The organism is Streptomyces sp. NPDC005496 (genome assembly GCF_042872045.1).
In the GTDB taxonomy this organism is placed as follows: Bacteria; Actinomycetota; Actinomycetes; order Streptomycetales; family Streptomycetaceae; genus Streptomyces.
Window position 1 is genome coordinate 353,021 of the sequence record NZ_JBIAJQ010000003.1, and the last position, 23,334, is coordinate 376,354.

Genomic DNA, 23,334 nt, shown 5'->3' on the forward strand with positions numbered 1-23,334 from the left:
CGGCAACCACTAAAGTGGGGGCATGACCGTTAACCCCGCGTACACCGCCCTCTGGCCCGCCCCGCACGCAAGCGGAGCCGTCGACGCGACGGTCCACGTGCCGGGGTCGAAGTCGGTCACCAACCGGGCGCTCGTGCTCGCCGCCCTCGCCTCCGAGCCCGGCTGGCTGCGCCGCCCGCTGCGCTCGCGCGACACCCTGCTGATGGCCGGTGCGCTGCGCGCGATGGGGGTCGGCATCGAGGAGACGGTCTCCTCCAGCTCCACCGTCGCGGTCGGCTCCGACGGCACGGGCGAGGCCTGGCGGATCATCCCGTCCGGCCTGCACGGCCCGGCCACGGTCGACGTGGGCAACGCGGGCACGGTGATGCGCTTCCTGCCGCCGGTAGCCGCGCTGGCCGACGGCCCCATCCGCTTCGACGGCGACCCGCGGTCGTACGAGCGCCCGCTGCACGGCGTGATCGACGGGCTGCGCGCCCTAGGTGCCCGGATCGACGACGACGGCCGCGGCACGCTGCCGCTGACCGTCCACGGCGGTGGCGCCCTGGACGGCGGGCCCGTGGAGATCGACGCCTCGTCCTCGTCGCAGTTCGTCTCCGCCCTGCTGCTGTCGGGCCCGCGCTTCAACCAGGGCGTGGAGGTGCGGCACACCGGATCGCGGCTCCCCTCGATGCCGCACATCCGGATGACGGTCGACATGCTGCGCACGGTCGGCGCCCAGGTGGACACCCCGGAGTCGGGCGGCGAGCCGAACGTCTGGCGGGTCACGCCGGGCGCCCTGCTCGGCCGCGACCTGACCGTCGAGCCCGACCTCTCCAACGCCCAGCCGTTCCTGGCGGCCGCGCTGGTGACCGGCGGCAAGATCCTCATCCCCGACTGGCCCGAGCACACCACCCAGCCCGGGGACCGGCTGCGGGAGATCTTCACCGAGATGGGCGGTTCCTGCGAACTGACCGACCGGGGTCTGGAATTCACCGGATCGGGTTCGATCCACGGTATCGACGTGGACCTCGGCGAGGTCGGCGAGCTGACCCCCGGCATCGCGGCGGTGGCCGCCCTCGCCGACTCCCCCTCGACCCTGCGCGGGGTGGCCCACCTGCGGCTGCACGAGACGGACCGGCTGGCCGCGCTCACCAAGGAGATCAACGAACTGGGCGGCGACGTCACGGAGACCGCCGACGGCCTCCACATCCGTCCGCGCCCGCTGCACGGGGGCGTCTTCCACACCTACGAGGACCACCGCATGGCCACCGCCGGCGCGATCATCGGCCTCGTCGTGGAGGGGGTCCGGATCGAGAACGTGGCGACGACGGCGAAGACCCTGCCGGACTTCCCCGATCTGTGGACCGGAATGCTCGGGAACTGACGGGCGGACACGGATCATGCGCCGTTACGGCAAGCACACCGACGAGGACGACATCCGCAGCCGCCCCAACCGCAAGGGCAACCGGCCGCGTACGAACATCCGGCCGAAGCACGAGGAAGCGGTCGAGGGCATGGTCGTCACGGTCGACCGGGGCCGTCTGACCTGTCTGGTCGAGGACCGCCTGGTCACCGCGATGAAGGCGCGCGAGCTGGGCCGCAAGGCCGCGGTCGTGGGCGACCGGGTGGCGATCGTGGGCGATCTGTCCGGCGAGAAGGACACCCTGGCCCGCATCGTGCGGATCGCGCCGCGCAGCTCCGTCCTGCGCCGCACCGCCGACGACGACGATCCCTACGAGCGCGTGGTCGTCGCCAACGCCGACCAGCTCGCCATCGTCACAGCCCTCGCCGACCCCGAGCCCCGCCCGCGGCTGATCGACCGCTGCCTGGTGGCGGCGTACGACGGCGGCCTGGAGCCCCTGCTGGTGCTGACGAAGTCCGACCTCGCGCCGCCGGACGAACTCCTGGAGCTGTACGGGACCCTGGGCGTGCCGTACGTCGTGACCAGCCGGGAGGAACTGGAGAGCGGCGAGGCCGTGGAGCGGGTGCGCAAGCAGCTGGACGGCAAGATCACGGCGTTCGTCGGGCACTCGGGCGTCGGCAAGACGACCCTGGTCAACGCCCTGGTCTCGCTGGACCGGCGGCGCAGCACCGGCGTCGTCAACTCCGTCACCGGGCGCGGCCGGCACACGACCACGTCGGCGCGCGCGATCCCGCTGCCCGGCACGGCCGGCTGGGTCGTCGACACCCCGGGCGTGCGGTCCTTCGGGCTGCACCACGTGGACCCGTCCCGCGTCATCAAGGCCTTCCCCGACCTGGAGCCCGGCACCGAGGGCTGCCCGCGCGCGTGCAGCCACGACGAGCCGGACTGCGCCCTGGACCAGTGGGTGGCCGACGGCCACGCGGACCCGGCCCGCCTCTACTCACTGCGCAGGCTGCTCGCCACCCGGGAACGGAACGAGGACGACTGACCGGCGCGCGGGAGGGGCGGGGGCCCTCCCGGGGAAGACGGCTGACCTCCGCGTTGTTTGCCTCCGCGGCATGTCGGTAAGGGCATAATCGCAGCGAGCCCGATCCGAGCCAGGCGAAGCAGTCGACGTGGTACGCGGGAGGACAAGACATGGCGTGGCTGCTGGTCGTTGTGGCGGGCTTCTTGGAGACCGGCTTCGCCGTCTGCCTGAAACTCTCGCACGGCTTCACCAGACTCTGGCCGACGGTCGCGTTCTGCATCTTCGCGCTCGGCAGCTTCGGTCTGCTGACCCTCTCCCTGAAGAAGCTCGACGTGGGGCCCGCGTACGCGGTGTGGACCGGCATCGGTGCCGCCGGCACCGCCATCTACGGGATGATCTTCCTCAACGACCTCGTCTCCACCCTGAAGATCGTCTCGATCAGCTTCGTGATCATCGGCGTGATCGGGCTCCAGCTGTCGGGCTCCACGCACTGACGTCGCCCTCCGCCGCGCACGCTCTCTCCAACAGGCTTGCAGCCATGGGTGATTGGCGGGTGCTCAGGACGCGGCTCCCAGGGTCCGGGGCGGCGCGGTGAGCGCGGACCGCACCAGCTCCGTGACCCCTCCGGTGCCCGGCGGAGCCGTCACGCAGGAGAGGGAGAGGCGTACGACGAGCTCGCAGGCGCGGGCCAGTTCGGCGGCGTCGGACCGGGTGGTGCCGGGTCCGGAGAGCGCCGAGACCGCCCGGTCGCGCACCAGACCCACGAAGTCGGAGGGCGAGGGCAGGGGCCCGTCCGCCCGCCGCTGCGCCGGCACCACGGACGAGGACGGCACCGGCGAGAGCGTCGGCGAGGGCAGCCGCTCGCTCCAGCAGCCGGTGAGCATCGCCCGTACCAGCGCGTTGCCGCGGGCCGCCGACGCGGTCCACTCGGCGGCCGCGACCAGGCGCTCGCGCGGGTCGGCGGGGGCGGCCACGGCCCGCTCGACGCCCGCGAGATAGCCGTCGGCCTCGCGGCGGACCAGGGCGCGGGCGAGCCCTTCCTTGCTGCCGAACTCGTTGTAGAGCGTCTGCCGGGACACACCGGCCACGGCGGCGACGTCCACCATGCGCACGGTGGACCACGGACGGCGTGCGAGCGCCGTGAAAGCGGCGTCCAGCAGGGATTCCCGCGCTGCAGGCATCTTCGCCTCCCAGGGGCGACCGGCTCCGCACCTCAGGTTTGACGGGCGGGAGGGCACTGTCAAGGGTTCGCGGCGGCGCCGAGGGGGCGTGCACCGGACACCGCACGCGGCCCGCTCCGCCGGCCCGGCGGCTCGGCACCGGCCGCGCGCCGGGGTGTGGACGAGGATCGCCGGCCTCCCCGCCCTGCGGCGTCCGGCCCGTCGGCCGGTCGTGGTGATACGGGCGAGGTGCTGTGGCGATCCCGGGCCGGGGCCCCGTATCGGGCCGGGCCCGTGTGGCCCTGCGGCGAGGCGGACAGATACGGTTCTGTCATGCCCGACTATCGCGATGACCTGCGCCTCGCCCATGTCCTGGCGGACGCCGCCGACGCGGCGACCATGGGCCGGTTCAAGGCACTCGACCTCAAGGTGGAGACCAAGCCGGACATGACGCCGGTGAGCGAGGCGGACAAGGCCGCCGAGGAGCTCATCCGCGGCCAGCTCCAGCGGGCCCGGCCGCGCGACGCGATCCTCGGCGAGGAGTACGGCGTCGAGGGCACCGGCCCCCGCCGTTGGGTGATCGACCCGATCGACGGCACGAAGAACTACGTACGCGGCGTGCCCGTCTGGGCCACGCTGATCTCCCTGATGGAGGCGGGCGAGGGCGGCTACCAGCCGGTCGTCGGCGTCGTCTCCGCGCCCGCGCTCGGCCGGCGCTGGTGGGCCGCGAAGGGCCACGGCGCGTTCTCGGGCCGCAGCCTGTCCGCCGCCACCCGGCTGCACGTCTCGGGCGTCTCCCGCATGGCCGACGCCTCCTTCGCGTACTCCTCGCTGACGGGCTGGGAGGACCAGGGGCGCCTCGACGGCTTCCTGGACCTCACCAAGGCGGTCTGGCGCACGCGCGGCTACGGCGACTTCTGGCCGTACATGATGGTCGCCGAGGGCTCGGTCGACATCTGCGCCGAACCCGAGCTCTCCCTCTGGGACATGGCCGCCAACGCGATCGTCGTCACCGAGGCGGGCGGTTCCTTCACCGGCCTCGACGGACGCCCGGGCCCGCACAGCGGCAACGCCGCCGCGTCGAACGGCATCCTGCACGACGAGATGCTCGGCTACCTCAACCAGCGTTACTGACGGCCCGTCCGCACCCGCGTCACCCGAGTGTCCACGGCGGTCTCCTGCGGTTCCTGAGCGCCTCCGTGACCCGTGTGCGCCCCTGAACTCGCCTCCCGCGCCCTCTTGTTGACCCTCCCTTTAACTGCGACTCTGAGAGTCCCCCACTTGTGAACTTGTGAACCGCTTCTCGTCGGCGTTTCACCAAGGAGGTGGCTCCATCCCATGCTCGTCCGCGACGCCATGAGCACGGTGGTCCTCACCATCGGCCCGGCACACACCCTCCGCCAGGCGGCCCGGCTGATGTCGGCGCGCCGCGTCGGCGCGGCCGTCGTCCTCGACGAGGAGGCCGGAAACCTCGGAATCCTGACCGAACGCGACATCCTCAACTCGGTGGCCCTCGGACAGGACCCGGACACCGAGACCGCAGGCACCCACACCACCAACGACGTCGTCTTCGCCACCCCCGCCTGGACCCTGGAGGACGCCGCGGCGGCCATGTCGCACGGCGGCTTCCGCCATCTGATCGTGCTCGACGCCACAGCCCCGGTCGGGATCGTCTCGGTCCGCGACATCATCCGCTGCTGGGCACCGGCCCGGCAGCACGCCACCGCCTGACCCGGCCCTCGTACGCGCGAGCGGGCCGGACCCCCGGTACAGGGGATCCGGCCCGCTCCCTACGGCAAGCGATCCAGTGCCGGCATCAGCCGCGGAGGGCCTGGACCGCGGCCTCCAGCCGCTTGCCGAAGTCTCCGTCGGCCTGACGGAAGTTGTTGATCGCGCGCTCGGCGATGTCGTCGCGCGAGACCTTGGCGATGAAGCCAGCCAGGTTGTCGACCAGACGGCCCTTCTCGTCCTCGGACATCAGGCGGTAGAGGTTGCCCGCCTGTACGAAGTCGTTGTCCTCGGCGTGGACGGGCGCCTCGCTGTTGCCCGTGACCCCGGTGACCGGCACGCCCTGCCACAGCGGGCGGTCGCTCTGGAACGGGCCGCCGAAGCTGTTCGGCTCGTAGTTCTTCGCGCCCTTGTGACGGCCGTCGTACAGGAAGCCGTCACGGGAGTGGGTGCGCGCCTCGGTGGCGTGCGGGCGGTTCACCGGCAGGTGGTCGGCGTTGATGCCGACGCGGTAGCGGTGGGCGTCGCCGTACGCGAAGAGGCGGCCCTGGAGCATCTTGTCCGGCGAGGGACCGATGCCCGGCACGAAGTGCGCGGGGCTGAAGATGCTCTGCTCGACCTCGGCGAAGACGTTCTCCGGGTTGCGGTTGAGCTCCAGCTTGCCGATCTCGACCGGCGGGTAGTCCGCGTGCGGCCACACCTTGGTGAGGTCGAACGGGTTGAAGCGGTACGTCGCCGCCTCGGCCGCCGGCATGATCTGCACCTGCACGGTCCAGGTCGGGAACTCGCCGCGCTCGATCGCCTCACGCAGGTCCCGCTGGTGCGAGTCGGGGTCGAGACCGGAGACCTTGACGGCCTCCTCGGTGGTCAGGTTCTTGATGCCCTGGTCGGTCTTGAAGTGGTACTTGACCCAGAAGACCTCGCCGGCCTCGTTGTTCCACTGGTAGGTGTGCGAGCCGAAGCCGTCCATGTGGCGGTACGAGGCGGGGATGCCCCGGTCGCCGAACAGCCAGGTCACCTGGTGGGTGGACTCGGGCGACAGACCCCAGAAGTCCCAGACGTTGTCCGCCTCCTGCGAGCCCGTGTACGGGTCGCGCTTCTGGGTGTGGATGAAGTCGGGGAATTTGATGGCGTCCTTGATGAAGAACACCGGGGTGTTGTTGCCGACGAGGTCGTAGTTGCCCTCTTCGGTGTAGAACTTCAGCGCCCAGCCGCGGGGGTCGCGCACCGCGTCGGCGGAGCCGAGGTTGCCTGCGACGGTGGAGAAGCGCAGGAAGGTCTCGGTCTGCTTGCCGACCTCGGAGAGGAACGCGGCCCGGGTCCACTGCGAGACGTCACGCGTGAGCGTGAAGGTGCCGTAGGCCCCGGCGCCACGGGCGTGCACGACACGCTCCGGGATGCGCTCACGGTTGAAGTGGGCGAGCTTCTCCAGGAGCAGCTGGTCCTGGACGAGGACGGGGCCGCCGACGCCCGCGGTCTCGCTGTTCTGGTTGTCGGCGACCGGCGCGCCGGCCTCCGTCGTAAGCGGTCCCTGCGTCACGTGCGCCTCCTGCGTCATACCCGTCTTGTCCTGTCCCTTGGCCAATGCCGAACTCGATCCTACGATAGACTTTGTCTAAGTCAAGTGAACTTCCAAAGTCACACCTGTTCGGGATCTGGTCCCCCTGCTGTTAGGCTGGTGCGCATGAGTGACCTGTTGGAACGACTGCGCGGACGCGGCTGGCGCATGACCGCGCAGCGACGTGTCGTCGCCGAGGTCCTCGACGGCGACCACGTCCATCTGACGGCCGACGAGGTGCATGCCCGGGCCGTCGCGAAGCTGCCCGAGATCTCCCGGGCCACCGTGTACAACACGCTGGGTGAGCTGGTCTCGCTCGGCGAGGTGCTGGAGGTGGCCACGGACAAGCGCGCGAAGCGGTACGACCCGAACGCCCACCGGCCCCACCACCACCTGGTGTGCGCACGGTGCGGCGCGATCAAGGACGTCCACCCGGGCGGCAACCCGCTCGCCGACCTCCCCGACTCCGAGCGCTTCGGCTTCACGGTCTCGGACGTCGAGGTGACGTATCGCGGCGTCTGCCCGAACTGCGCGAGCGCCTGACCCACACGCACCACCCGAAAGCCCCCGGCCCCGATGGACGCCGGGGGCTTTTCGCATCCGCGCCCGCCCGGCGGCCGGTGGACGCACGCGAAAACACCGAAGGCCCGGAACCATTGGTTCCGGGCCTTCGGCCTTCAGTAGCGGGGACAGGATTTGAACCTGCGACCTCTGGGTTATGAGCCCAGCGAGCTACCGAGCTGCTCCACCCCGCGTCGGTGAAATGAACACTACGTCAACCGGGTGGACAGGCGCAAATCACTTGGACGTCAGACAGATCACGCACCCGGCTCACGCCGGTGCGCGCCGGCCGCGGCGACCCCCGTGCGAGTCGCCGGCGGGCGCGGGCAGGGCGGCGGTCAGGCCGTCAGCTCCTGCCGCAGGGCGTCCCGCAACCGGGCCGCCCGCTCGGCCACCTCGGCCGGCCCGAGGGACACGGCCCGGTCGGCCCACCGGGACCCCTCGGCGAGCTCGCCACGACGCGCGTAGACGAGCGCGAGCCGCAGCGCCGCACGCCCGTGCCCCGCGTCGGCCGCCCGCGTCCACCAGAGGGCGGCCTCGGGCTCGCTACCCTCCCGGGCCAGCAGCAGCCCGAGATTGAAGGCCCCGTTGCGCGACCCGGCCTCCGCGGCCTCGCGGTACCAGCGCGCCGCCTCCACGACATCGCCGCGCGCGGCGGCGAGCATGCCGACCCGCACCTGTGCACGCCGGTGCCCCTGCGCGGCCGCCCGCTCGTACCACTCCTCGCACTCCGTCTTCTCGTGCGCGGGCTCCCCCAGCTCGTGGGCGGGCGCCGGCGGCCGCCGGGCGTCGAGCACGGCGGCGAGCCGGTACGCGGCCTCCGCGCTGCCCCCGCCCGCGGCGCACCGCAGATGGCGCTCGGCGGCGGGCTCGTCCCCCTCGCGCAGCCGCGCGATGGCGACCTGGAGCGCCGCCTCGGTGTGCCCGGCGGCGGCCGCCCGCTCGTACCACCGCAGCGCGGCGGCCTCGTCCTCCTCGCCACCGCGCCCGGCGTGCAGGATGCCGAGGTTGAACGCGGCGTCCACGCTCCCCGCCTCGGCCGCCTTGGAGAACCACGGCTCGGCCCCGGCGGCGTCGCCGACCTGGAGCAGCAGGACGGCCAGCGCGTTCGCGGCCTCCCGGTGCCCGGCGTAGGCGGCGCGCCGGTACCACTGCTCGGCCTGTGCGGTGCGCCCCTGCTCGGCGCAGAGCAGCCCCAGGTTGTACGCGCCGTTCACGTCGCCCGCGTCCATGGCGGCGCGGTACCACCGCTCGGCGGTCTGGTGCTCGCCGCGCTCGGCGTGCAGCGCGCCCAGGGCGTTGGCGGCGTTGCCGTCGCCGTCCTGGGCGGCCCGCAGCCACCACACGGCGGCGCTCTCGGTGTCGCCCGCGTCCCGCAGCAGGAAGCCGAGCGCGCACGCGGCCCTCGCCTCGCCGTCCTTGGCGGACGTCAGGTACCAGCGCCCGGCCTCCTTGAGATGGCCGCGCTTCTCCAGGATCGCCCCGAGGTGGAGCGCGGCCCGCCGGTGCCCGCGGGCGGCGGCCTGCCGGTAAAACTGGGCGGCCTCCTCGCCGCCCGCCCCGATGACACCGTTGTCAGCGCCGACCTCGCCCGCGTCGGCCGCCTTGCGGTCAAGGGTGCGCGCCAGCCGGTACGCCGCCTCGCGGTGCCCGCGCTCGGCCGCGGCGCGCATCCAGCGCTCGGCGCCGGGGTCACCGCGGTGCTCCAGCAGGTCCGCGAGCGCGTACGCGCCGAGGGCGTGCCCCTGCTCGGCGGCCTGGCGCAGCCAGTACTCGGCGGCGGGCTCGTCCCCGCGCTCGCGGTGGTGCCGTCCGAGGGCGTGCGCGGCGGCCGCGGAGCCCGCGACGGCGGCGATCCGCCACCAGCCGGCGGCCTCCTCGGCGTACCCGCGCTGATGCAGGAGGACGCCCAGGTTGTTGGCGGCTGCGCGGTCACCGGCGGCGGTGGCGGCACGCAGCTGAGGCTCGGCTCCGTCGAGATCACCGCGGCGCAGCAGCATGGCTCCGAGGACACTCATCGCCTCGGCGTCGCCAGCTTCCGCGGCGAGCCGTTGACGTGCCTCCTCGGCGGCCTCGCCGGTTTCGTCCCGGTCGGAAGGCTGCACAAAACGCCCTGTCTCCAACAGAGTTGCCTTGTCCCCCATAACGTCCATCGTCGCACCACCTGCAACCCGGGTACACCTGGTATACCGCAGTCAGTGAGGTCACTTCAGCGTTTTGTCGACATGCCCACAGAGAGACAAGTCAAACACAGATCTGCCAACTCGCCCCGCAGGCAGCGCCCTTCAGGCGCGTCGGCGCCCAACTCCGCACGCACGTACACACCTTCCGTACGCGCGTCCACGCGGCGCCCGCACAGCCCCTCGGCGCCCGTCCACACGTCCGGACGGACCCGCCCCGTCGCGCGTCCCGGACCGCGCGCTCGCCCCCGGCAGGACACGCCCGCTCCCCCGCTTCCCGTGCCCACGCACACATGACGAAGGCCCGGATCCATAGGATCCGGGCCTTCGCCTTTCAGTAGCGGGGACAGGATTTGAACCTGCGACCTCTGGGTTATGAGCCCAGCGAGCTACCGAGCTGCTCCACCCCGCGCCGTTGTGTTGCAACCGTACCACGGCGCGGGGCGGGCCCCAGGTCAGCCCCCGTCAGCGCTCTTGTCGCTGCTCTTGTCGGTCTTCCCGTCACCGCTCTTGTCGGCGCTCTTGTCCGCGTTCTTGCCGCCGGCGGCCTTGTCGGCCTTGGCCTGAGCGTCCTCGGCCCGCTGGAGCGCGTCCTCGAGGTCCTTCTGCGCCTTGCCGTACGCCTCCCAGTCGCCCTTCTTGAGGGCCGCCTGGCCGTCCTCGAAGGCCTTCTGGGCGTCGTCGAGCGCTTCCTGCACCGTCGGGTCCTGGGACGTCGGCGGCTTGGTCTGCTCACCCTCGTCCGGTGGCTCCTGGGTCGCCCCCTCGGCTCCGAAGACCTTGTTGAGCGCCTCGCCCAGGGTGTCCTCGAAGGCCGTGGCGCCGCCGTAGGTCACCAACACCTTCCGCAGCAGCGGGTACTTGAGGCCACCACCGCGTACGTAGACCGGCTCCACGTAGAGCAGTCCTCCGTCCAGCGGCACCGTCAGCAGGTTGCCGTACTCGACTTCCGAGTCACCACCTCTGAGGAGCCTGATGGACTCGGCGATGGACGGTTCGGAGTTGAACTGGCTCTGCACCCGTTTCGGTCCGTCGACCGTTCTGCCCGTGGGCAGTTTCAGGATGCTGATCTTGCCGTAACCGCCCGTGCCCGCCTCGGCGTTGACCGACATGAAGGCGCTCAGGTTGTCCCGGCCGTTCGGCGTGAGCGTCGTCGTCAGCGAGAACGCCTGGGAGGTCTCCCCGGGCAGCTTCATGCTCAGGTAGTACGGCGGCACCGCGTTGCCCGACTTGTTCGTCGGGTCGTCCGGGACCTGCCACACCTCGCTGCCGCTGAGGAACGTCTGCGCGTCCTTCACGTGGTAGCGGGTCAGCAGCTCGCGCTGGACCTTGAACAGGTCCTGCGGGTAGCGGAGATGGTCCATGAGGGACTGCGGGATGTCGTTCCGCGACTTCACGGTCCCGGGGAAGGCCTTCTTCCAGGTCTTCAGCACCGGGTCCTTGGTGTCCCACTCGTAGAGCGTGACCTTGCCGGTGTACGCGTCGACGGTCGCCTTCACCGAGTTGCGGATGTAGTTGACCTGGTTCTGCTGGGCGACCACCGCGCGCTGGTTGTTGGCGGCGGTCAGCGAGTCGGCCGTCGTGTCGCCCAGGGTGGTGCGGGAGGCGTACGGATAGCCGTTGGTCGTCGTGTAGGCGTCAACGATCCACTCGATCCTGCCGTCGACGACCGCCGGGTAGGCGTCACCGTCGATGGTGAGCCACGGCGCGACCGCCTCCACGCGCTCCTTGGGAGTGCGGTTGTACAGGATCCGCGAGCCCTCGCCGATGGCGCCCGAGTACAGGATCTGCGGCTCGCTGAACGCCACCGCGTACGCGGCCCTGTTGACCGGGCTGGAGAGGTTGACGCCGCTGTCGCCCTTGTAGCTGGTCGTCTTCTCGCCGCTGTCGTCGGAGTAGTCGATCTCCTTCTGCGGTCCGCCGACGATGGAGTACTGCGTGGTCTTCTCGCCGTAGTAGACCCGCTGCTGGTACTCCCCGAGGTTGCCCTTGGACGGCAGGTCGTACTCGGTGAACTCCGGGCGGCCCTCGGCGTCGGCCGTGGTGCCCTTGGCCGCGACCACGCCGTAGCCGTGGGTGTAGCGGAAGTGGTCGTTGATCCAGTTGTTCTTCGGGATGCCCTGGAGGTTCAGCTCGCGCAGACCGATGACGGTGTCCTGGTCCTTGCCGTCCTTGCTGTAGCGGTCGACGTCCAGGTTCGACGGGAACGCGTAGTAGTTGCGCACCTGCTGGAGCTGCTGGAACGTCGGCGAGACCACGTTCGGGTCGAGCAGGCGGATGCTGGCCGCCCCGTCGGCGTCCTTGCGCAGCTTGCTCTTGTCCTCGGTGTCGCTGCGGCCCGCGTACTCCGTCACCTCGGCGCCGTCGATGCCGTAGGCCTCGCGCGTCGCCTCCAGGTTCTTCTCGACGTACGGCGCTTCCTTGGCCTGCTCGTTCGGCTGGACCTGGAACTTCTGGACGATCGCCGGGTACAGGCCGCCGATGAGGATGGCGGAGAGCACCATCAGGCCGAAGCCGATGACGGGCAGCTGCCAGGTGCGCCGCCACAGGGTGGCGAAGAACAGCACCGCGCAGATGACGGCGATGCAGAACAGGATCGTCTTGGCCGGCAGGTACGCGTTCGCGTCGACGTACCTGAGGCCCGTCCAGTTGCCCGTCGCCTTGAAGTCACTGGACTTCACCGCCAGCCCGTACCGGTCGAGCCAGTAAGCGACCGCCTTGAGCGCGACGAAGATGCCGAGGAGCACCGAGAGGTGCCCGGTGGCCGCGGCCGTGGCGCGCGCGCCGGGGCTGGTGATCCGCAGCCCTCCGTAGAGGTAGTGCGTGAGCGCGGCGGCGATCAACGAGAGCACCGCGGCGGCGAAGCCGAAGCCCAGCAGGAAGCGGTACCACGGCAGATCGAAGGCGTAGAAGGACACGTCGAGGTGGAACTGGGGGTCCTTCTGGTGGAAGGGCACCCCGTTCACCCACATCAGCCACGTGCGCCACTGGCCGGCGGCGGACGCGCCCGCGATCAGCCCGACGAGAGAGGTCACCCCGAGGAGCAGCCACTTCTTGTACGGCGCGATGCCCATGCGGTACCGGTCGAGGCTCTGCTGCTCCATCGACATGGCGCTCAGCGGCGGGCGCAGCCGGTGGGCCAGCCACACGTTCACCCCGACCGCGGCCGCCATGAGCAGGCCGAAGACGAAGAAGAGTCCGATCTTGGTCCACAGCGTGGTCGTGAAGACGGACGAGTAGTTGACCGACCGGTACCAGAGCCAGTCCGTCCAGAATCCCGCGAACATCGTGAACGCCATGGCCAGCACGGCCAGGACGCCCAGTGTCATCAGCAGGGTCCGGACACGCCGGGACGGGCGGCCCACTCTGATCCGTGGCCCCGTCGGGCCTCCGCCGCGGTCCGGCATCTGGAAAGCCAAGGTGCGCACCTCGAAGTTCGCTGTTGATCCGTCAGGCCCCCGTGATCGTGGACCCACACCTATGCAACTTACTCACGCTTTACTCGGTTCCCGCTTCCGGGTACTTCCGAGGCAGGATTGTGACCATGTCCAACACTCCCATGGCAGCGAGCCCGCTCACCCGGGCCGTACTCGAGATCGACGAGTACGCCTCCGGCCTCGGCTGGGACCAGCCCGCTCGCCTCTTCGCCCTCGTAGACACCGCGCGACTGCGGGCCCAGGAACCCGGTCTCGCGGCCCAGCTCGGTCTTCAGGACGAGCAGGAGACCACCGGTCTCACCCCCATCGAGCAGGACGAGGTTCCCGCCGACAAGCCGCTCGACGAGTTCCTCGGCACCATCGCCTGGCCGGACGCGGTCGTCGGCTGCGCGCTGACCGTGGAGCGGCTGATGCTGCCGCCGTCGGCGGAGGCCTCGGTCCCGGAGGGCCTCAGCGACAAGAAGCTCGCGCAGTGGGTGGCCGAACACCCGGACCGCCAGGAGGTCCGGATGACCGTCGCGGTGCTGCGGAACGGCTCCCGCGACTCGGCCCTGCGGCTGCGTGCCAAGGACGCGCCGACGGAGGTCCTCACCGGCTCCGAGCTGGTGCCGGGGCTCGCGGAGGCCCTGTCGGCCACGTTCGCGGACTGACACCTTCCGCACCTCTGTCCACGAAGGCTTCCCGTACGGCGACGGGGGCGCGCCCGGTTTCCGGGTGCGCCCCCGTCTGTGTGCGGGCACGTGGAGGTGTGCGAGCGGCCCGGGTCAGCCCTTGGCCGTGCACTTCGGCAGGGCGGCGGTGTCGCCGGAGCGGATGTCCTCCAGGGCGTCCATCGCGTCGTCGATGGTGTTCACCTTGACGAGCGTGAGGCCGTCGGGGGTGTCCTTGGCGGCGGCCGCGCAGTTGTCCTTCGGCGTCAGGAAGTACTGGGCGCCCTTGTCGCGGGCACCGACCGTCTTCAGCTCGATGCCGCCGATCGGGCCGACCTTGCCGTCGTCGTCGATGGTGCCGGTGCCGGCGACGAACCGGCCGCCCGTGAGGTTCCCCGGGGTCAGCTTGTCGACGATGCCGAGGGCGAACATCAGGCCGGCGCTGGGCCCGCCGACGTCGGCGAGCTTGATGTCGATGCTGAACGGGAACGTGTGATCGGTCCCGGCCGAGATGCCGACGATCGCCCGGGCCTCGCCGGTGTCGTCGGACTTCTCCGTGGTGATGGTGATGTCCTCGGTCCGGGTCGCCGTCCTGTTCGCCTTCTCGGCGGCGGCCTGCTCCTTGGCGGGCACGATCGTGAAGTCGACCTTCTCGCCCGGCTTGTGCCTGGTGACCAGCTTCGCCACGTCCTCGGGGGCCTTGACCACCGTGCCGTCGACGGCCTTGACCACGTCACCCGCGTGCAGCTTCCCCTCGGCGGGGGTGCCCTTGACGACGGTGGAGACGATCACCCAGGACTTCACCGGGATGTCCAGCTCCTTGAGCGCCGCGACCTTGGCGCTCTCCTGGGACTGGCTGAACTCCTCGGCGTTCTCCTGCGTCGACTGCTCCTCCGTCTTGCCGTCCGGATAGAGCGTGTCGTGCGGCACGATCTTGTTGTCGTGCGCCAGCCACCCGTAGACCGCCTCGACGAGGTTCATCTTGTAGTCGGCGCTGGTGACCCTGACCGTCGTCATGTTGAGGTGACCGGTCGTGGGGTACGTCTTGCGGCCGGAGATCTGCAGCACCGGCTCGCCCGCGTGCTCCCCGAGCGTGTTCACCGTCGGTCCCGGTGACATCTCCGAGTACGGCACGTCGATGAACACTCCCGCGCACAGGAGTGCGATCAGCATCAGGGTGGAGGCGAGCATCGTCGCGGTGCGGCGTGGCATGGAACGACAGTACGGGACCACGCCGACAGCGCACTGCGGGGGCCGCCCGTACGGGGACCGGCCCCCGCTCACGTCCCGGAGTGCGACTTCTCCATGGCCTCACGGAAGCGCGTGTAACCCGCGAGCTCGGTTCCGTCTCCCGTGGTCTTGCGATTCCGTCCGACCCAACTGCCCCACAGACCGGCGCCGATCGCAGCGAAAAGCGGAATCAGCAACCAGGCGAGCGCTGCCATGCCGACCTCCCAACCCCATGAGCGACCGCAACTGAGTGATCAGCAGATTAACCATCCGCCTGCTCAACGCTCACGCCCGGGGTGCGGTTACGCAACCGGAGGACCAGGCGGGGGTGAGGAGTTCACGACGCGGCCCGCGCGCGGGTGCCGTCCACGAGTCCTCGGCGGGCGTCCGCGGCCCCGCGCGTCGCCCGTTCGGCTCAACAGGCCCCGACCCACTCCTCCGTACCGTCGGAGAACGTTTGGTGCTTCCAGATCGGCACCTCGTGCTTGAGGTCGTCGATCAGCTTGCGGCACGCCTCGAAGGCCTCGCCCCGGTGCGGGCACGACACGGCGACGACGACCGCGAGGTCTCCGACGGCCAGGTCACCCACGCGGTGGACGGCGGCCAGCGCCCGCACGGGGTACGCGGCGACCACCTTCTCGGCGATCCGCCGCATCTCCGCCTCGGCGGTGGGGTGGCACGAGTACCCCAGCCGGTCGACGTCGGCGCCCGAGTCGTGGTTGCGCACGGTCCCCACGAAGAGCGCGGTCCCGCCGGCGGCGTCGTCCCCGACGGCCCGGAAGACCTCGTCGAGGGAGAGCGGCGTCTCCCGGATCGCGAGCAGCCTGATGGGGTCCTGCGCCGCCTGCTCGCCCGGGTGGTCGTACGTAGGTGCCATGGCCCCATCGTGCCGCACGCCACCGACAAGTCGGAATAGCCGTTTCGCCCGGCACACGCGCGTGGCCGCTTGGAGCCTCCTACAGACACGGACCGCCACCCGTGCGGAGTACGGACCACCGCTCCGTCGGCGGCGCCCCGGCCGGCACCGCGCGGGACCTGCCGCGGTCCCGGCGTCAGATCCGGCGTCGGGCCTTGCGGGCCCGGCGGACGAGGGCCGCCGTACCGAGCAGGGCGACCGTCGCTCCGGCGGCTCCCGCGGCGGTGGCGTCCTTGCGCCCGAGCCGCCGCCCGGCCACCGTGTGCCGCCCGGCGACCTCCTCCAGCAGCTCGGCCATGACCTCCTCGTTGGTCCACCGGGGCCGCCACCCGGCGTCGTGCAGCTTGTTCCCGCTGACCACCCAGGGGTACATCGTGTACGCCAGGTCACCGGCCGGCGAAGGCGTCAGCCCGATCCGGTGCAGCCGGGCGGCCGCGCCGAGCGCCACCGCGGACGGCAGTTCCATCCGCCGGATGCCGCTGAGCTCCTCGACCTCCTCCTGCTCCAGCCACCCGTCGCAGCCGACAACCAGCTCGCCGTCGACCTTCTCCAGGACGGCGTACTCCAGGGCGCTGCACAGGTCCTCGACGTGGCAGAACTGCCAGGCGGGCCGCGAGCCGGCCACCACCAGCAGCCGCGGCGACTCGAAGTACCTGGTCAGCGCCGTGTCCGTGCCGCCGACCAGCACCGCGGGCCGGACGACGGTGACGTTGAGGCCCGGATGGGCGCGGGGCGCGCGCCGCGCGAGCCGCTCGACCTCCAGGAGGTCCCCGACGCCCGTGGCCTCGGCGGTCGCCCGCAGTTCTGCGTCCTCCGAGAGCGGCAGCTCGTTGTCGGGCAGCGCCCCGTAGACCATCGACGAGGTGCACAGCACCACCCGGTGGACCCCGGCGGCCGCGGCGGCCGTCAGCACCGTCTGCGTGCCCCGGACGTTGTAGGCCGTGCGGGCCGCCGGGTCGCTCTCCAGGTCCAGGTCCAGCGCCAGGTGCACGACGACGTCGGCGCCGCGCAGCTTCTCGGCGATGGCCGGGTCCCGCACGTCGAGGATCTGCCACTGCGCCCCGGCGCACTCGCCGCGCCGCTCGTCGATGGCGATGACCTGCTTGATCTCCTCGCTGGCGGCCAGCCGCTCGGTGAGCAGCGCGCCCACGCCGGACGCCGCGCCGGTGACGGCGACGACGGGCCCGCGGGCGGCCGGGCTGGTTGAGGGGTTTCGCGCTGCGCGAACCTGCGGATCTGGGGAACTCACCGGGCGTCTCCAGCGGTTGTCTTCAGTAACGAACGCGCGTGACGCGTGCGTACCAGGTGGCATCCATCCTGCCGCAGGCGGAGAGTCGGCGAAGCACCGAGGCCCGATCGGCCCTTGGTGTCTACGCTGGGTGGTGTTGTCGGGCAGCCGCCGTCGGAAAGAACCGGCGGCCTTACCAGCCGAGGAATCCCGTGAGTGACACCCCATTCGGATTCGGCCTTCCGCCGGAGGAGCCGGAGAACGGCGACGAGGGCAAGAAGAAGGACCAGGAGAGCGGCGGTGGTCAGGGACCGGCCAACCCGTTCGGCTTCGGGTTTCCCGGAGCCGGCGGTCCCGGCGCCGACAATCCGCTCGCCGCGATGTTCGGTTCCCTGAACCCCAACGACCTGGGCGCCGCGTTCCAGCAGCTGGGCCAGATGCTCTCGTACGAGGGCGGCCCGGTGAACTGGGACATGGCCAAGCAGATCGCCCGCCAGACGGTCTCCCAGGGCACGTCGGAGGGCACCAAGGACGCGAGCGTGGGCCCCGCCGATCGCACGGCGGTGCAGGAGGCCGTCCGTCTGGCCGATCTCTGGCTGGACGACGCGACGTCCCTGCCGTCCGGCGCCGGCTCCGCCGTGGCCTGGAGCCGCGCGGAGTGGGTCGAGGCGACCCTTCCGGTGTGGAAGGAGCTCGTCGATCCGGTCGCCGAGCGTGTCGGCGCGGCCATGGGCGACGTGCTGCCCGAGGAGATGCAGGCCATGGCGGGCCCGCTGATCGGCATGATGCGGTCCATGGGCGGCGCCATGTTCGGCACGCAGATCGGGCAGGCCGTGGGCGTGCTCGCGGGCGAGGTCGTCGGCTCCACCGACATCGGCCTCCCGCTCGGTCCCGCCGGCAAGGCCGCGCTGCTCCCGCTGAACATCGAGGTGTTCGGCAAGGACCTGGGCGTCCCCCAGGACGAGGTACGGCTCTATCTCGCCCTGCGGGAGGCGGCCCACCAGCGGCTCTTCACGCACGTGCCGTGGCTGCGCTCGCACCTCTTCGGTGCCGTCGAGGGCTACGCGCGCGGGATCAAGGTCGACACCGCCAAGCTGGAGGACGTGGTCGGCCAGTTCGACCCGCAGAACCCCGAGCAGCTCCAGGACGCGCTCCAGCAGGGCATGTTCCAGCCGGAGGACACCCCGGAGCAGAAGGCCGCGCTCGCCCGTCTGGAGACGGCGCTCGCGCTGGTCGAGGGCTGGGTCGACGCGGTCGTGCACGCCGCGGCCAAGCCGCGGCTGTCCTCGGCCGACGCGCTGCGTGAGACGCTGCGCCGCCGCCGTGCCTCGGGCGGTCCGGCCGAGCAGACGTTCGCGACCCTGATCGGCCTGGAGCTGCGCCCGCGCCGGCTGCGGGACGCCTCGCGCCTGTGGGCGTCCCTCACGGACGCGCGCGGGGTCGACGGCCGCGACGGCCTGTGGGCGCACCCGGACATGCTGCCCACCTCGTCCGACCTGGACGACCCGGACGGCTTCGTGCACCGCGAGCAGCTGGACTTCTCCGAGCTCGACAAGATGCTCGGTGAGGCGGCGGGCGGTCCCGGCGGACGGCAGAACCTGAAGAAGGACGAGACCGGCGAGACCCGGGGCAAGGACACCAAGGACACCAAGGACGACGGCAAGGGCGACGGCACCGAGTGACGCTCCACGACGACGCGGTCCTCGTACTGAAGGAGTACGGGGACCAGGAAGAGCTGCGCCAGGTCTATCTGGACCATCTCGCGGCGCATCCGGACGGCCTGTGGAAGGCCTGTACGGCGGGGCACCTCACGGCGAGCGCCCTGGTGGTCGACCCCGAGCGGGGCCGGGTGCTCCTGACCCTCCACCGCAAGCTGCGCATGTGGCTCCAGATGGGCGGTCACTGCGAGCCCGGCGACGCCACGCTGGCGGCGGCCGCCCTGCGCGAGGCCACGGAGGAGTCGGGCATCGCGGGCCTGACCCTGGTGCCCGGCGGCCCGGTGCGCCTGGACCGGCACGCGATCCCGGCGCCGTGCCACTGGCATCTGGACGTCCAGTACGCGGTGCTGGCGGAGCCGGGGGCGGTGCACGAGATCAGTGACGAGTCGCTGGACCTGCGCTGGTTCGCGTACGACGAGGTCGCGGAAGTGGCCGACGCGTCGGTCGTCCGGCTGCTGGAGGCAGCCCGGGCCCGGCTCTGAGCGGCTGCGTCTCGACGGATGGGTAAGGGGCGGTCGCCGCGGCGACCGCCCCTTACCCGTACCTCCCGGGAGGCTGCGCCCGCGGCTAGCTCCAGGCGTTGCCCTGGTTCTGCGCGTGGGCGCCGTGCTGTCCCATGCCGTACTGCGCGCGCACGCCCTGTCCGATCTGGGCGTTCTGCGGCGGCAGCAGCTCGCTCGGCTGGACGAGGATGTACCCCTGGCCCATGAAGCTGAGCTCCCAGCCCTCGCCGGTGCTGCCACGGCGCCGCCACACTCCGGAGGAGTGCGTCTGCGCCTGCATCTGCACCCGGAGCGCGGTCGACCAGGCGACGATCGCGTCCGCGTCGCAGTTGACGTACTTGTCCGGCGTGACCTGCATCATCAGCGGCATCCCGGACGTCATCAGGGCGACCTTGCCCCGGCCCGTGATGTTGAGCTGGTACTTGCCGGACCCCGAGATGCCGTACTGGCTGTCCACGGCGATCACCTCGTGGTGCAGCGCCGAGTCCATCGCCAGGACGTAGCTGCTGTCGACCGTGAGGCCGTCCTGGTCGACGTCGACCACGTGCACGTGCTGGGCCAGGTTGGCCAGGTAGACCGTCCCCTGTCCGTGGCAGCGCATCAGGTCCAGGCCCTCGCCGGTCATCGCGCGCGACCGCCGCTGCCCGTTGTTCTGGTACTCGGCGTCGAACTCGACGAGTCCCTGGTAGGCGACCATCGTGCCCTTGCGGGCCAGGATGTCGTCGTGCCCCTCAAGGGAGACCCGCAGCATCTGCGAGTTCTGCAGGCTGTAGCGGTCCTGGGACTGCTGTTCGTTGTAGCCGAAAAGCGGGCTCTGCATGGTGTCCTGTTCCCCCTCAGCCCCGGATCCGGAGGCGGTCGGTGCTGTCCTCGCTGGGCTGGACGACGACGATGCCCTGCCCGGAGAACGCCATCTGGTACGCCTCGCCGCTGCCCCGGCCGATCAGGGACTGCGCCTTGAAGCTGCGCTTGCCCTTGACCTTGAGGTTCGGGGACCAGGCGACGAGCGCGTCCGGGTCCACGTACGTCTCGTCCTCGCCGCCGCCGCAGTCCACGACGATCGGCTTGCCGCGGGAGGTCAGCGCCACCCAGCCCTGGCCGGAGATCTTGGTGTTCCACAGACCCTGCCCGGCGAACTTGGCGAGCCCCTTGACGCGCTCGACGCCCCAGGTGAGGTGCGCGTCGAAGGCGAGCAGGTTGGTGGCGTTGACGGAGATCGCGTCCCCGTTGAGGTTGATGACGACCACGTTCGCGCCGTAGTCGGCGAGATACAGCAGACCGTCACCGGTGCACTTCATGAGGGGCGCGCCCTCACCGGTCATCCAGTCGCGCGCGATCTGGCGCACGGCCGGCGGGTTGGGCTCGTACTGGACGAACCCTTCGTAGGCGACCATCGAGCCCACGCGCGCGAAGAGGTCGTTTCCGGTCTGCATGGCGACCTTCAGCATGTGATTGCCGTGGTTCTCCATGCGGGCGGTGACGGGTGCCGGGGCGAAGCCCGCGAACGGCTGATTCATGACGGGCTCCCTCAGACCTCGTACGGCTGGACGACGATGAAATTGCCGGGAGCGCCCCGGAACTGCAGGTTCACGCTCTCGCCGGTGTCGCCCGGGTAGGCGTTGCGACGCATCCGCACCTGGCTGGAGACGATCACCTGGGACGCCGAGGACCACGCCACGACGGCGTTGCAGTCGGCGAACGTGGTGGGCGTGACCGGCAGCACGACGGGAGCGCCGTGGGTCTTCACCACGATCGTGCCGGTCCCCTGGAACTGCATCGTGAACAGGGCCCCACCCGGGATGCCGTGCCCCTCGATCCGCCGCACCTCGTACTGGAGCGTCTCGTCGAAGGCGAGGACGTTCTCCGCGGAGACGCAGATGCCGTCGCCCTGGAGTTCGATGGGGTGCAGCATCGTCGAGTTGTCGGCGAGGAACACCTGGCCCCGGCCGGAACAGCGCATCAGCTGCATCTCCTGGCCGGTCGCGTTGCCCACGATCCGGCCGGCGAAGCCCGCTCCCTTGTAGCTGAAGTCGACCTTGCCCTGGTAGAGCACCATGCTGCCCTGCCGGGCGAGGACCGCCTGGTCGCCGCCGGCGCCGAGGTCGACGCGGACCAGCTTCTTGTTCTGCTGGGTCCACCGCTGGCCGGTGGGCGTCTCCTTGTACGCCTGGAGCGCGGCGGCCACACCGGCGCCGCCCTGCGGGGCGCCCTGGGGGGCACCGTAGGGCGAGGGCGCGGCCTGGCCGGGGACCTGGCCGTACGGAGGCTGCTGCCCGTAGCCCGGAGGCGGGCCCGGCTGTCCGTAGCCGGGGGGCGCGCCCGGGGGCTGCCCGTAGCCGGGCGGCATGGGGGCGCCCTGCCCGGGAGGCTGCTGTCCGTAGCCGGGCGGCGGGCCGGGCTGGCCCGGCGGCTGCGCGTACGGCGCGGGTCCGGGCGGCGGTACGGTGCCCGCGCCCGGCGGGGTCAGCGGCGCGATGATCGTGGGCGCGGCGTGCACCGCGGGCGCCGGTGCCGGCGGCGGAGTCGCGCCCGGAGGCGGCGTGAAGCCCTGCGGCGCGGGGGCCGGGGCGCCGAAGGCGGGCGGCGCGGAGGACTGGGCGGGCGGCGCGAAGGACGGGGAGGCGCCGGCCTGCGGCTGCGGGGCCACGGGTGTCTCCTCGGCGACCTCGCCGCCGAAGTTCTTCAGCAGCGCGTCGAGCCCGCCGTCGAAGCCCTGTCCGACGGCGGCGAAACGCCACACGTCCTTCAGGTAGAAGTCGCCCAGCATGACGGCGCGTTCCGTCGAGAACTCCGCCCCGCTGAACGCGTACCGGGCGACCTCCTCGCCGCCCGCGACGATACGGAGGTATCCGGGAGCGATCTGCGACATCTGCCCGGCGCCGTCGATCGTCGCCGTGAACGACAGCTTGTGGATCTGCGGCGGGATCCTGTCGAGGGTGACGCGGAAGGACTCCGTGTCACCCGCCTGGGCGCCCAGGAGCTGGACGGACTCCTCGGGGGACTTCGGCTGGTTGAAGAAGACGAAGTACCGGTCGTCGGACAGCCGTTCGTCGGCGTCGAGGCCGAAGCAGCTGATGTCGAAGGTCAGCCCGGGGCCGGTGATCTGCACGCCTACGTACAGATCGGTGCCCGCGGTGAGGTCACTGATCTTGGCCTTGTGGCCGCGTTGGAATTCCCTGGCCATGCGTAACGACCGTCCCCCATCCCGAATGCGAGTGCGTCGCGTCAGGCTAACGGCAAACTCCGGGAGCGGACGAAGCCGGTACAGACCCGGTACACAATCCCTGCCCCGCGCGCGTCGGGCCGCTCTCAGTCCTCGGCGTCGGCGGGCTGGTGGGGCAGGCGGTCCGCGGCGGCCACCCCTTCGAGGTAGCCGCGGGCACGCTCGGTGCGCGGATAGGCCTCCAGGAGCCGCCAGAAACGGGGGCCGTGTCCGGGTACGAGCAGGTGCGCCAGTTCGTGGACGAGGACGTAGTCGACGACGTACTCCGGCATGCCCTGCAGCCGGTGCGACAGCCGGATGCTGCCCTCGGACGGGGTGCACGAGCCCCAGCGCGTGTTCTGGTTGGTGACCCAGCGGACCGAGGTGGGACGGGCCCGGCCGTCGAAGTACAGGTCGGAGAGCCGGGCCGCGCGCTCGGACAGCTCCCTGTCGCCGAGCCTGCGCTTGCTCTCCTGGGCGGCCAGCTTGTCGAGCATGACGCTCACCCAGCGCTGCTCCTCCGCCTCGGACATCCGGGCGGGGATGAGCACAACGGTGCGATCGCCCTCGCGGTACGCGGAGACCGTCCTGCGCCGTCGGGCACTCCTGCGGACCTCGATCGCGCTCGCCCCCGAGCCGCCTGGCGGCAGGCTCGTCGTGCTGCGCTGTGGCTTTCCGGCGCGGTGCAGTGGGTCGGCGGGCACGCCCCGACGTTACCCGTTGCACATGGTGAAAGTCCCGCCTCCGGGACGGTTCCGTGGCGATCCGCACTCCGTGCGCTGGATTCGTACGACGAATGCGGCAGCCTGTGGACAACTTTCGGCGCGGTGGCGGCCCGGGCGGGCATGCTGGCGGTCGTCGGCGGAGCTGGACCGCGGCCCGCCGGCACACGGG

At 71.3% G+C, this 23,334-nt stretch carries 21 protein-coding genes and 2 tRNA genes; 9 read left to right on the forward strand and 14 right to left on the reverse strand.

What is annotated here, in order from left to right; all coding sequences use genetic code 11:
- Nucleotides 1-22: 22 nt before the first annotated feature.
- The 3 genes from aroA to ACFYQQ_RS10290 all read left to right on the forward strand — a co-directional run bounded on the left by aroA (nt 23) and on the right by ACFYQQ_RS10290 (nt 2,863).
- Nucleotides 23-1,363: a 3-phosphoshikimate 1-carboxyvinyltransferase gene (gene aroA, locus ACFYQQ_RS10280; RefSeq protein WP_355784245.1), complete on the forward strand. Its 1,341-nt coding sequence runs from the start codon at nt 23-25 to the stop codon at nt 1,361-1,363.
- A gap of 16 nt (nt 1,364-1,379) precedes the next feature.
- A complete protein-coding gene (gene rsgA / locus ACFYQQ_RS10285) occupies nt 1,380-2,390 on the forward strand; it encodes a ribosome small subunit-dependent GTPase A (protein WP_355784248.1) in 1,011 nt (336 codons plus the stop codon).
- 149 nt (nt 2,391-2,539) lie between these two features.
- Nucleotides 2,540-2,863, forward strand: a complete 324-nt coding sequence (locus ACFYQQ_RS10290) for a multidrug efflux SMR transporter (RefSeq protein ID WP_355784251.1) — start codon at nt 2,540-2,542, stop codon at nt 2,861-2,863.
- Between the two features lie 63 nt (nt 2,864-2,926).
- Here the strand turns inward: ACFYQQ_RS10290 and ACFYQQ_RS10295 are convergent, their stop codons facing one another.
- Nucleotides 2,927-3,550, reverse strand: coding sequence for a TetR/AcrR family transcriptional regulator (locus ACFYQQ_RS10295; protein WP_355784254.1), 624 nt, complete (start codon nt 3,548-3,550; stop codon nt 2,927-2,929).
- Nucleotides 3,551-3,862: 312 nt separating this feature from the next.
- Between ACFYQQ_RS10295 and hisN the strand changes: the two genes are divergently transcribed.
- On the forward strand, nt 3,863-4,663 hold the full coding sequence (gene hisN, locus ACFYQQ_RS10300; protein ID WP_355784257.1) for a histidinol-phosphatase: 801 nt from the start codon (nt 3,863-3,865) through the stop codon (nt 4,661-4,663).
- A gap of 204 nt (nt 4,664-4,867) precedes the next feature.
- Entirely contained in the window at nt 4,868-5,260 is a 393-nt protein-coding gene (locus ACFYQQ_RS10305; RefSeq protein WP_355784259.1) for a CBS domain-containing protein, read from the forward strand.
- Between the two features lie 85 nt (nt 5,261-5,345).
- On the opposite strand, the gene ACFYQQ_RS10310 is transcribed toward ACFYQQ_RS10305, so the two are convergent.
- Nucleotides 5,346-6,815, reverse strand: coding sequence for a catalase (locus ACFYQQ_RS10310; protein ID WP_355784261.1), 1,470 nt, complete (start codon nt 6,813-6,815; stop codon nt 5,346-5,348).
- 126 nt (nt 6,816-6,941) lie between these two features.
- Between ACFYQQ_RS10310 and ACFYQQ_RS10315 the strand changes: the two genes are divergently transcribed.
- Entirely contained in the window at nt 6,942-7,358 is a 417-nt protein-coding gene (locus ACFYQQ_RS10315) for a Fur family transcriptional regulator (RefSeq protein ID WP_355784264.1), read from the forward strand.
- A 138-nt stretch (nt 7,359-7,496) separates the two neighbouring features.
- Here ACFYQQ_RS10315 and ACFYQQ_RS10320 read toward each other — a convergent pair.
- The 4 genes from ACFYQQ_RS10320 to ACFYQQ_RS10335 form a co-directional block, all read right to left on the reverse strand.
- Nucleotides 7,497-7,570: transfer RNA gene (locus tag ACFYQQ_RS10320), tRNA-Met, on the reverse strand.
- A gap of 144 nt (nt 7,571-7,714) precedes the next feature.
- On the reverse strand, nt 7,715-9,529 hold the full coding sequence (locus tag ACFYQQ_RS10325; protein ID WP_388904178.1) for a sel1 repeat family protein: 1,815 nt from the start codon (nt 9,527-9,529) through the stop codon (nt 7,715-7,717).
- 365 nt (nt 9,530-9,894) lie between these two features.
- Nucleotides 9,895-9,968: transfer RNA gene (locus ACFYQQ_RS10330), tRNA-Met, on the reverse strand.
- A gap of 43 nt (nt 9,969-10,011) precedes the next feature.
- Nucleotides 10,012-12,963 (reverse strand): UPF0182 family protein, encoded by a 2,952-nt coding sequence (locus ACFYQQ_RS10335; RefSeq protein ID WP_356168669.1) that lies wholly within the window; start codon nt 12,961-12,963, stop codon nt 10,012-10,014.
- 137 nt (nt 12,964-13,100) lie between these two features.
- Between ACFYQQ_RS10335 and ACFYQQ_RS10340 the strand changes: the two genes are divergently transcribed.
- Nucleotides 13,101-13,643, forward strand: coding sequence for a PPA1309 family protein (locus tag ACFYQQ_RS10340; protein WP_355781814.1), 543 nt, complete (start codon nt 13,101-13,103; stop codon nt 13,641-13,643).
- A 114-nt stretch (nt 13,644-13,757) separates the two neighbouring features.
- Here ACFYQQ_RS10340 and ACFYQQ_RS10345 read toward each other — a convergent pair whose 3' ends face one another.
- The 4 genes from ACFYQQ_RS10345 to ACFYQQ_RS10360 form a co-directional block, all read right to left on the reverse strand.
- On the reverse strand, nt 13,758-14,855 hold the full coding sequence (locus ACFYQQ_RS10345) for a PDZ domain-containing protein (RefSeq protein ID WP_355781817.1): 1,098 nt from the start codon (nt 14,853-14,855) through the stop codon (nt 13,758-13,760).
- A gap of 68 nt (nt 14,856-14,923) precedes the next feature.
- Nucleotides 14,924-15,088: a hypothetical protein gene (locus ACFYQQ_RS10350; protein WP_355781820.1), complete on the reverse strand. Its 165-nt coding sequence runs from the start codon at nt 15,086-15,088 to the stop codon at nt 14,924-14,926.
- A 200-nt stretch (nt 15,089-15,288) separates the two neighbouring features.
- The gene (locus tag ACFYQQ_RS10355; RefSeq protein ID WP_355781823.1) at nt 15,289-15,750 is read right to left on the reverse strand and encodes a molybdenum cofactor biosynthesis protein MoaE; all 462 of its coding nucleotides are present in this window, start codon (nt 15,748-15,750) and stop codon (nt 15,289-15,291) included.
- Nucleotides 15,751-15,925: 175 nt separating this feature from the next.
- On the reverse strand, nt 15,926-17,038 hold the full coding sequence (locus tag ACFYQQ_RS10360) for an SDR family oxidoreductase (protein WP_355781826.1): 1,113 nt from the start codon (nt 17,036-17,038) through the stop codon (nt 15,926-15,928).
- A gap of 191 nt (nt 17,039-17,229) precedes the next feature.
- Between ACFYQQ_RS10360 and ACFYQQ_RS10365 the strand changes: the two genes are divergently transcribed.
- Together ACFYQQ_RS10365 and ACFYQQ_RS10370 are read left to right on the forward strand one after the other, a co-directional pair.
- The gene (locus tag ACFYQQ_RS10365) at nt 17,230-18,699 is read left to right on the forward strand and encodes a zinc-dependent metalloprotease (RefSeq protein ID WP_355781829.1); all 1,470 of its coding nucleotides are present in this window, start codon (nt 17,230-17,232) and stop codon (nt 18,697-18,699) included.
- Nucleotides 18,696-19,217: an NUDIX hydrolase gene (locus ACFYQQ_RS10370; RefSeq protein WP_355781832.1), complete on the forward strand. Its 522-nt coding sequence runs from the start codon at nt 18,696-18,698 to the stop codon at nt 19,215-19,217. Before ACFYQQ_RS10365 ends, ACFYQQ_RS10370 begins: the two co-directional genes overlap by 4 nt.
- A gap of 85 nt (nt 19,218-19,302) precedes the next feature.
- Here the strand turns inward: ACFYQQ_RS10370 and ACFYQQ_RS10375 are convergent, their stop codons facing one another.
- From ACFYQQ_RS10375 to ACFYQQ_RS10390, 4 genes are all read right to left on the reverse strand, one after another.
- Nucleotides 19,303-20,058: an AIM24 family protein gene (locus tag ACFYQQ_RS10375; RefSeq protein ID WP_355781835.1), complete on the reverse strand. Its 756-nt coding sequence runs from the start codon at nt 20,056-20,058 to the stop codon at nt 19,303-19,305.
- A 16-nt stretch (nt 20,059-20,074) separates the two neighbouring features.
- Nucleotides 20,075-20,755: an AIM24 family protein gene (locus ACFYQQ_RS10380; protein ID WP_355781842.1), complete on the reverse strand. Its 681-nt coding sequence runs from the start codon at nt 20,753-20,755 to the stop codon at nt 20,075-20,077.
- Between the two features lie 11 nt (nt 20,756-20,766).
- Nucleotides 20,767-22,422: a TerD family protein gene (locus ACFYQQ_RS10385; RefSeq protein ID WP_388904183.1), complete on the reverse strand. Its 1,656-nt coding sequence runs from the start codon at nt 22,420-22,422 to the stop codon at nt 20,767-20,769.
- 125 nt (nt 22,423-22,547) lie between these two features.
- The gene (locus tag ACFYQQ_RS10390; protein ID WP_355781655.1) at nt 22,548-23,144 is read right to left on the reverse strand and encodes a M48 family metallopeptidase; all 597 of its coding nucleotides are present in this window, start codon (nt 23,142-23,144) and stop codon (nt 22,548-22,550) included.
- Nucleotides 23,145-23,334: the final 190 nt, after the last annotated feature.

Bases quoted from the DNA above. Each gene is read 5' to 3' on its own strand.
- ACFYQQ_RS10380 (WP_355781842.1), bottom strand. From the start codon at position 20,755: ATGAATCAGCCGTTCGCGGGCTTCGCCCCGGCACCCGTCACCGCCCGC.
- ACFYQQ_RS10355 (WP_355781823.1), bottom strand. From the start codon at position 15,750: ATGGCACCTACGTACGACCACCCGGGCGAGCAGGCGGCGCAGGACCCC.
- ACFYQQ_RS10315 (WP_355784264.1), top strand. From the start codon at position 6,942: ATGAGTGACCTGTTGGAACGACTGCGCGGACGCGGCTGGCGCATGACC.
- ACFYQQ_RS10305 (WP_355784259.1), top strand. From the start codon at position 4,868: ATGCTCGTCCGCGACGCCATGAGCACGGTGGTCCTCACCATCGGCCCG.
- ACFYQQ_RS10375 (WP_355781835.1), bottom strand. From the start codon at position 20,058: ATGCAGAGCCCGCTTTTCGGCTACAACGAACAGCAGTCCCAGGACCGC.
- ACFYQQ_RS10385 (WP_388904183.1), bottom strand. From the start codon at position 22,422: ATGGCCAGGGAATTCCAACGCGGCCACAAGGCCAAGATCAGTGACCTC.
- ACFYQQ_RS10295 (WP_355784254.1), bottom strand. From the start codon at position 3,550: ATGCCTGCAGCGCGGGAATCCCTGCTGGACGCCGCTTTCACGGCGCTC.
- ACFYQQ_RS10350 (WP_355781820.1), bottom strand. From the start codon at position 15,088: ATGGCAGCGCTCGCCTGGTTGCTGATTCCGCTTTTCGCTGCGATCGGC.
- ACFYQQ_RS10335 (WP_356168669.1), bottom strand. From the start codon at position 12,963: ATGCCGGACCGCGGCGGAGGCCCGACGGGGCCACGGATCAGAGTGGGC.
- hisN (WP_355784257.1), top strand. From the start codon at position 3,863: ATGCCCGACTATCGCGATGACCTGCGCCTCGCCCATGTCCTGGCGGAC.
- ACFYQQ_RS10340 (WP_355781814.1), top strand. From the start codon at position 13,101: ATGTCCAACACTCCCATGGCAGCGAGCCCGCTCACCCGGGCCGTACTC.
- ACFYQQ_RS10310 (WP_355784261.1), bottom strand. From the start codon at position 6,815: ATGACGCAGGAGGCGCACGTGACGCAGGGACCGCTTACGACGGAGGCC.
- rsgA (WP_355784248.1), top strand. From the start codon at position 1,380: ATGCGCCGTTACGGCAAGCACACCGACGAGGACGACATCCGCAGCCGC.
- ACFYQQ_RS10290 (WP_355784251.1), top strand. From the start codon at position 2,540: ATGGCGTGGCTGCTGGTCGTTGTGGCGGGCTTCTTGGAGACCGGCTTC.
- aroA (WP_355784245.1), top strand. From the start codon at position 23: ATGACCGTTAACCCCGCGTACACCGCCCTCTGGCCCGCCCCGCACGCA.
- ACFYQQ_RS10325 (WP_388904178.1), bottom strand. From the start codon at position 9,529: ATGGACGTTATGGGGGACAAGGCAACTCTGTTGGAGACAGGGCGTTTT.
- ACFYQQ_RS10345 (WP_355781817.1), bottom strand. From the start codon at position 14,855: ATGCCACGCCGCACCGCGACGATGCTCGCCTCCACCCTGATGCTGATC.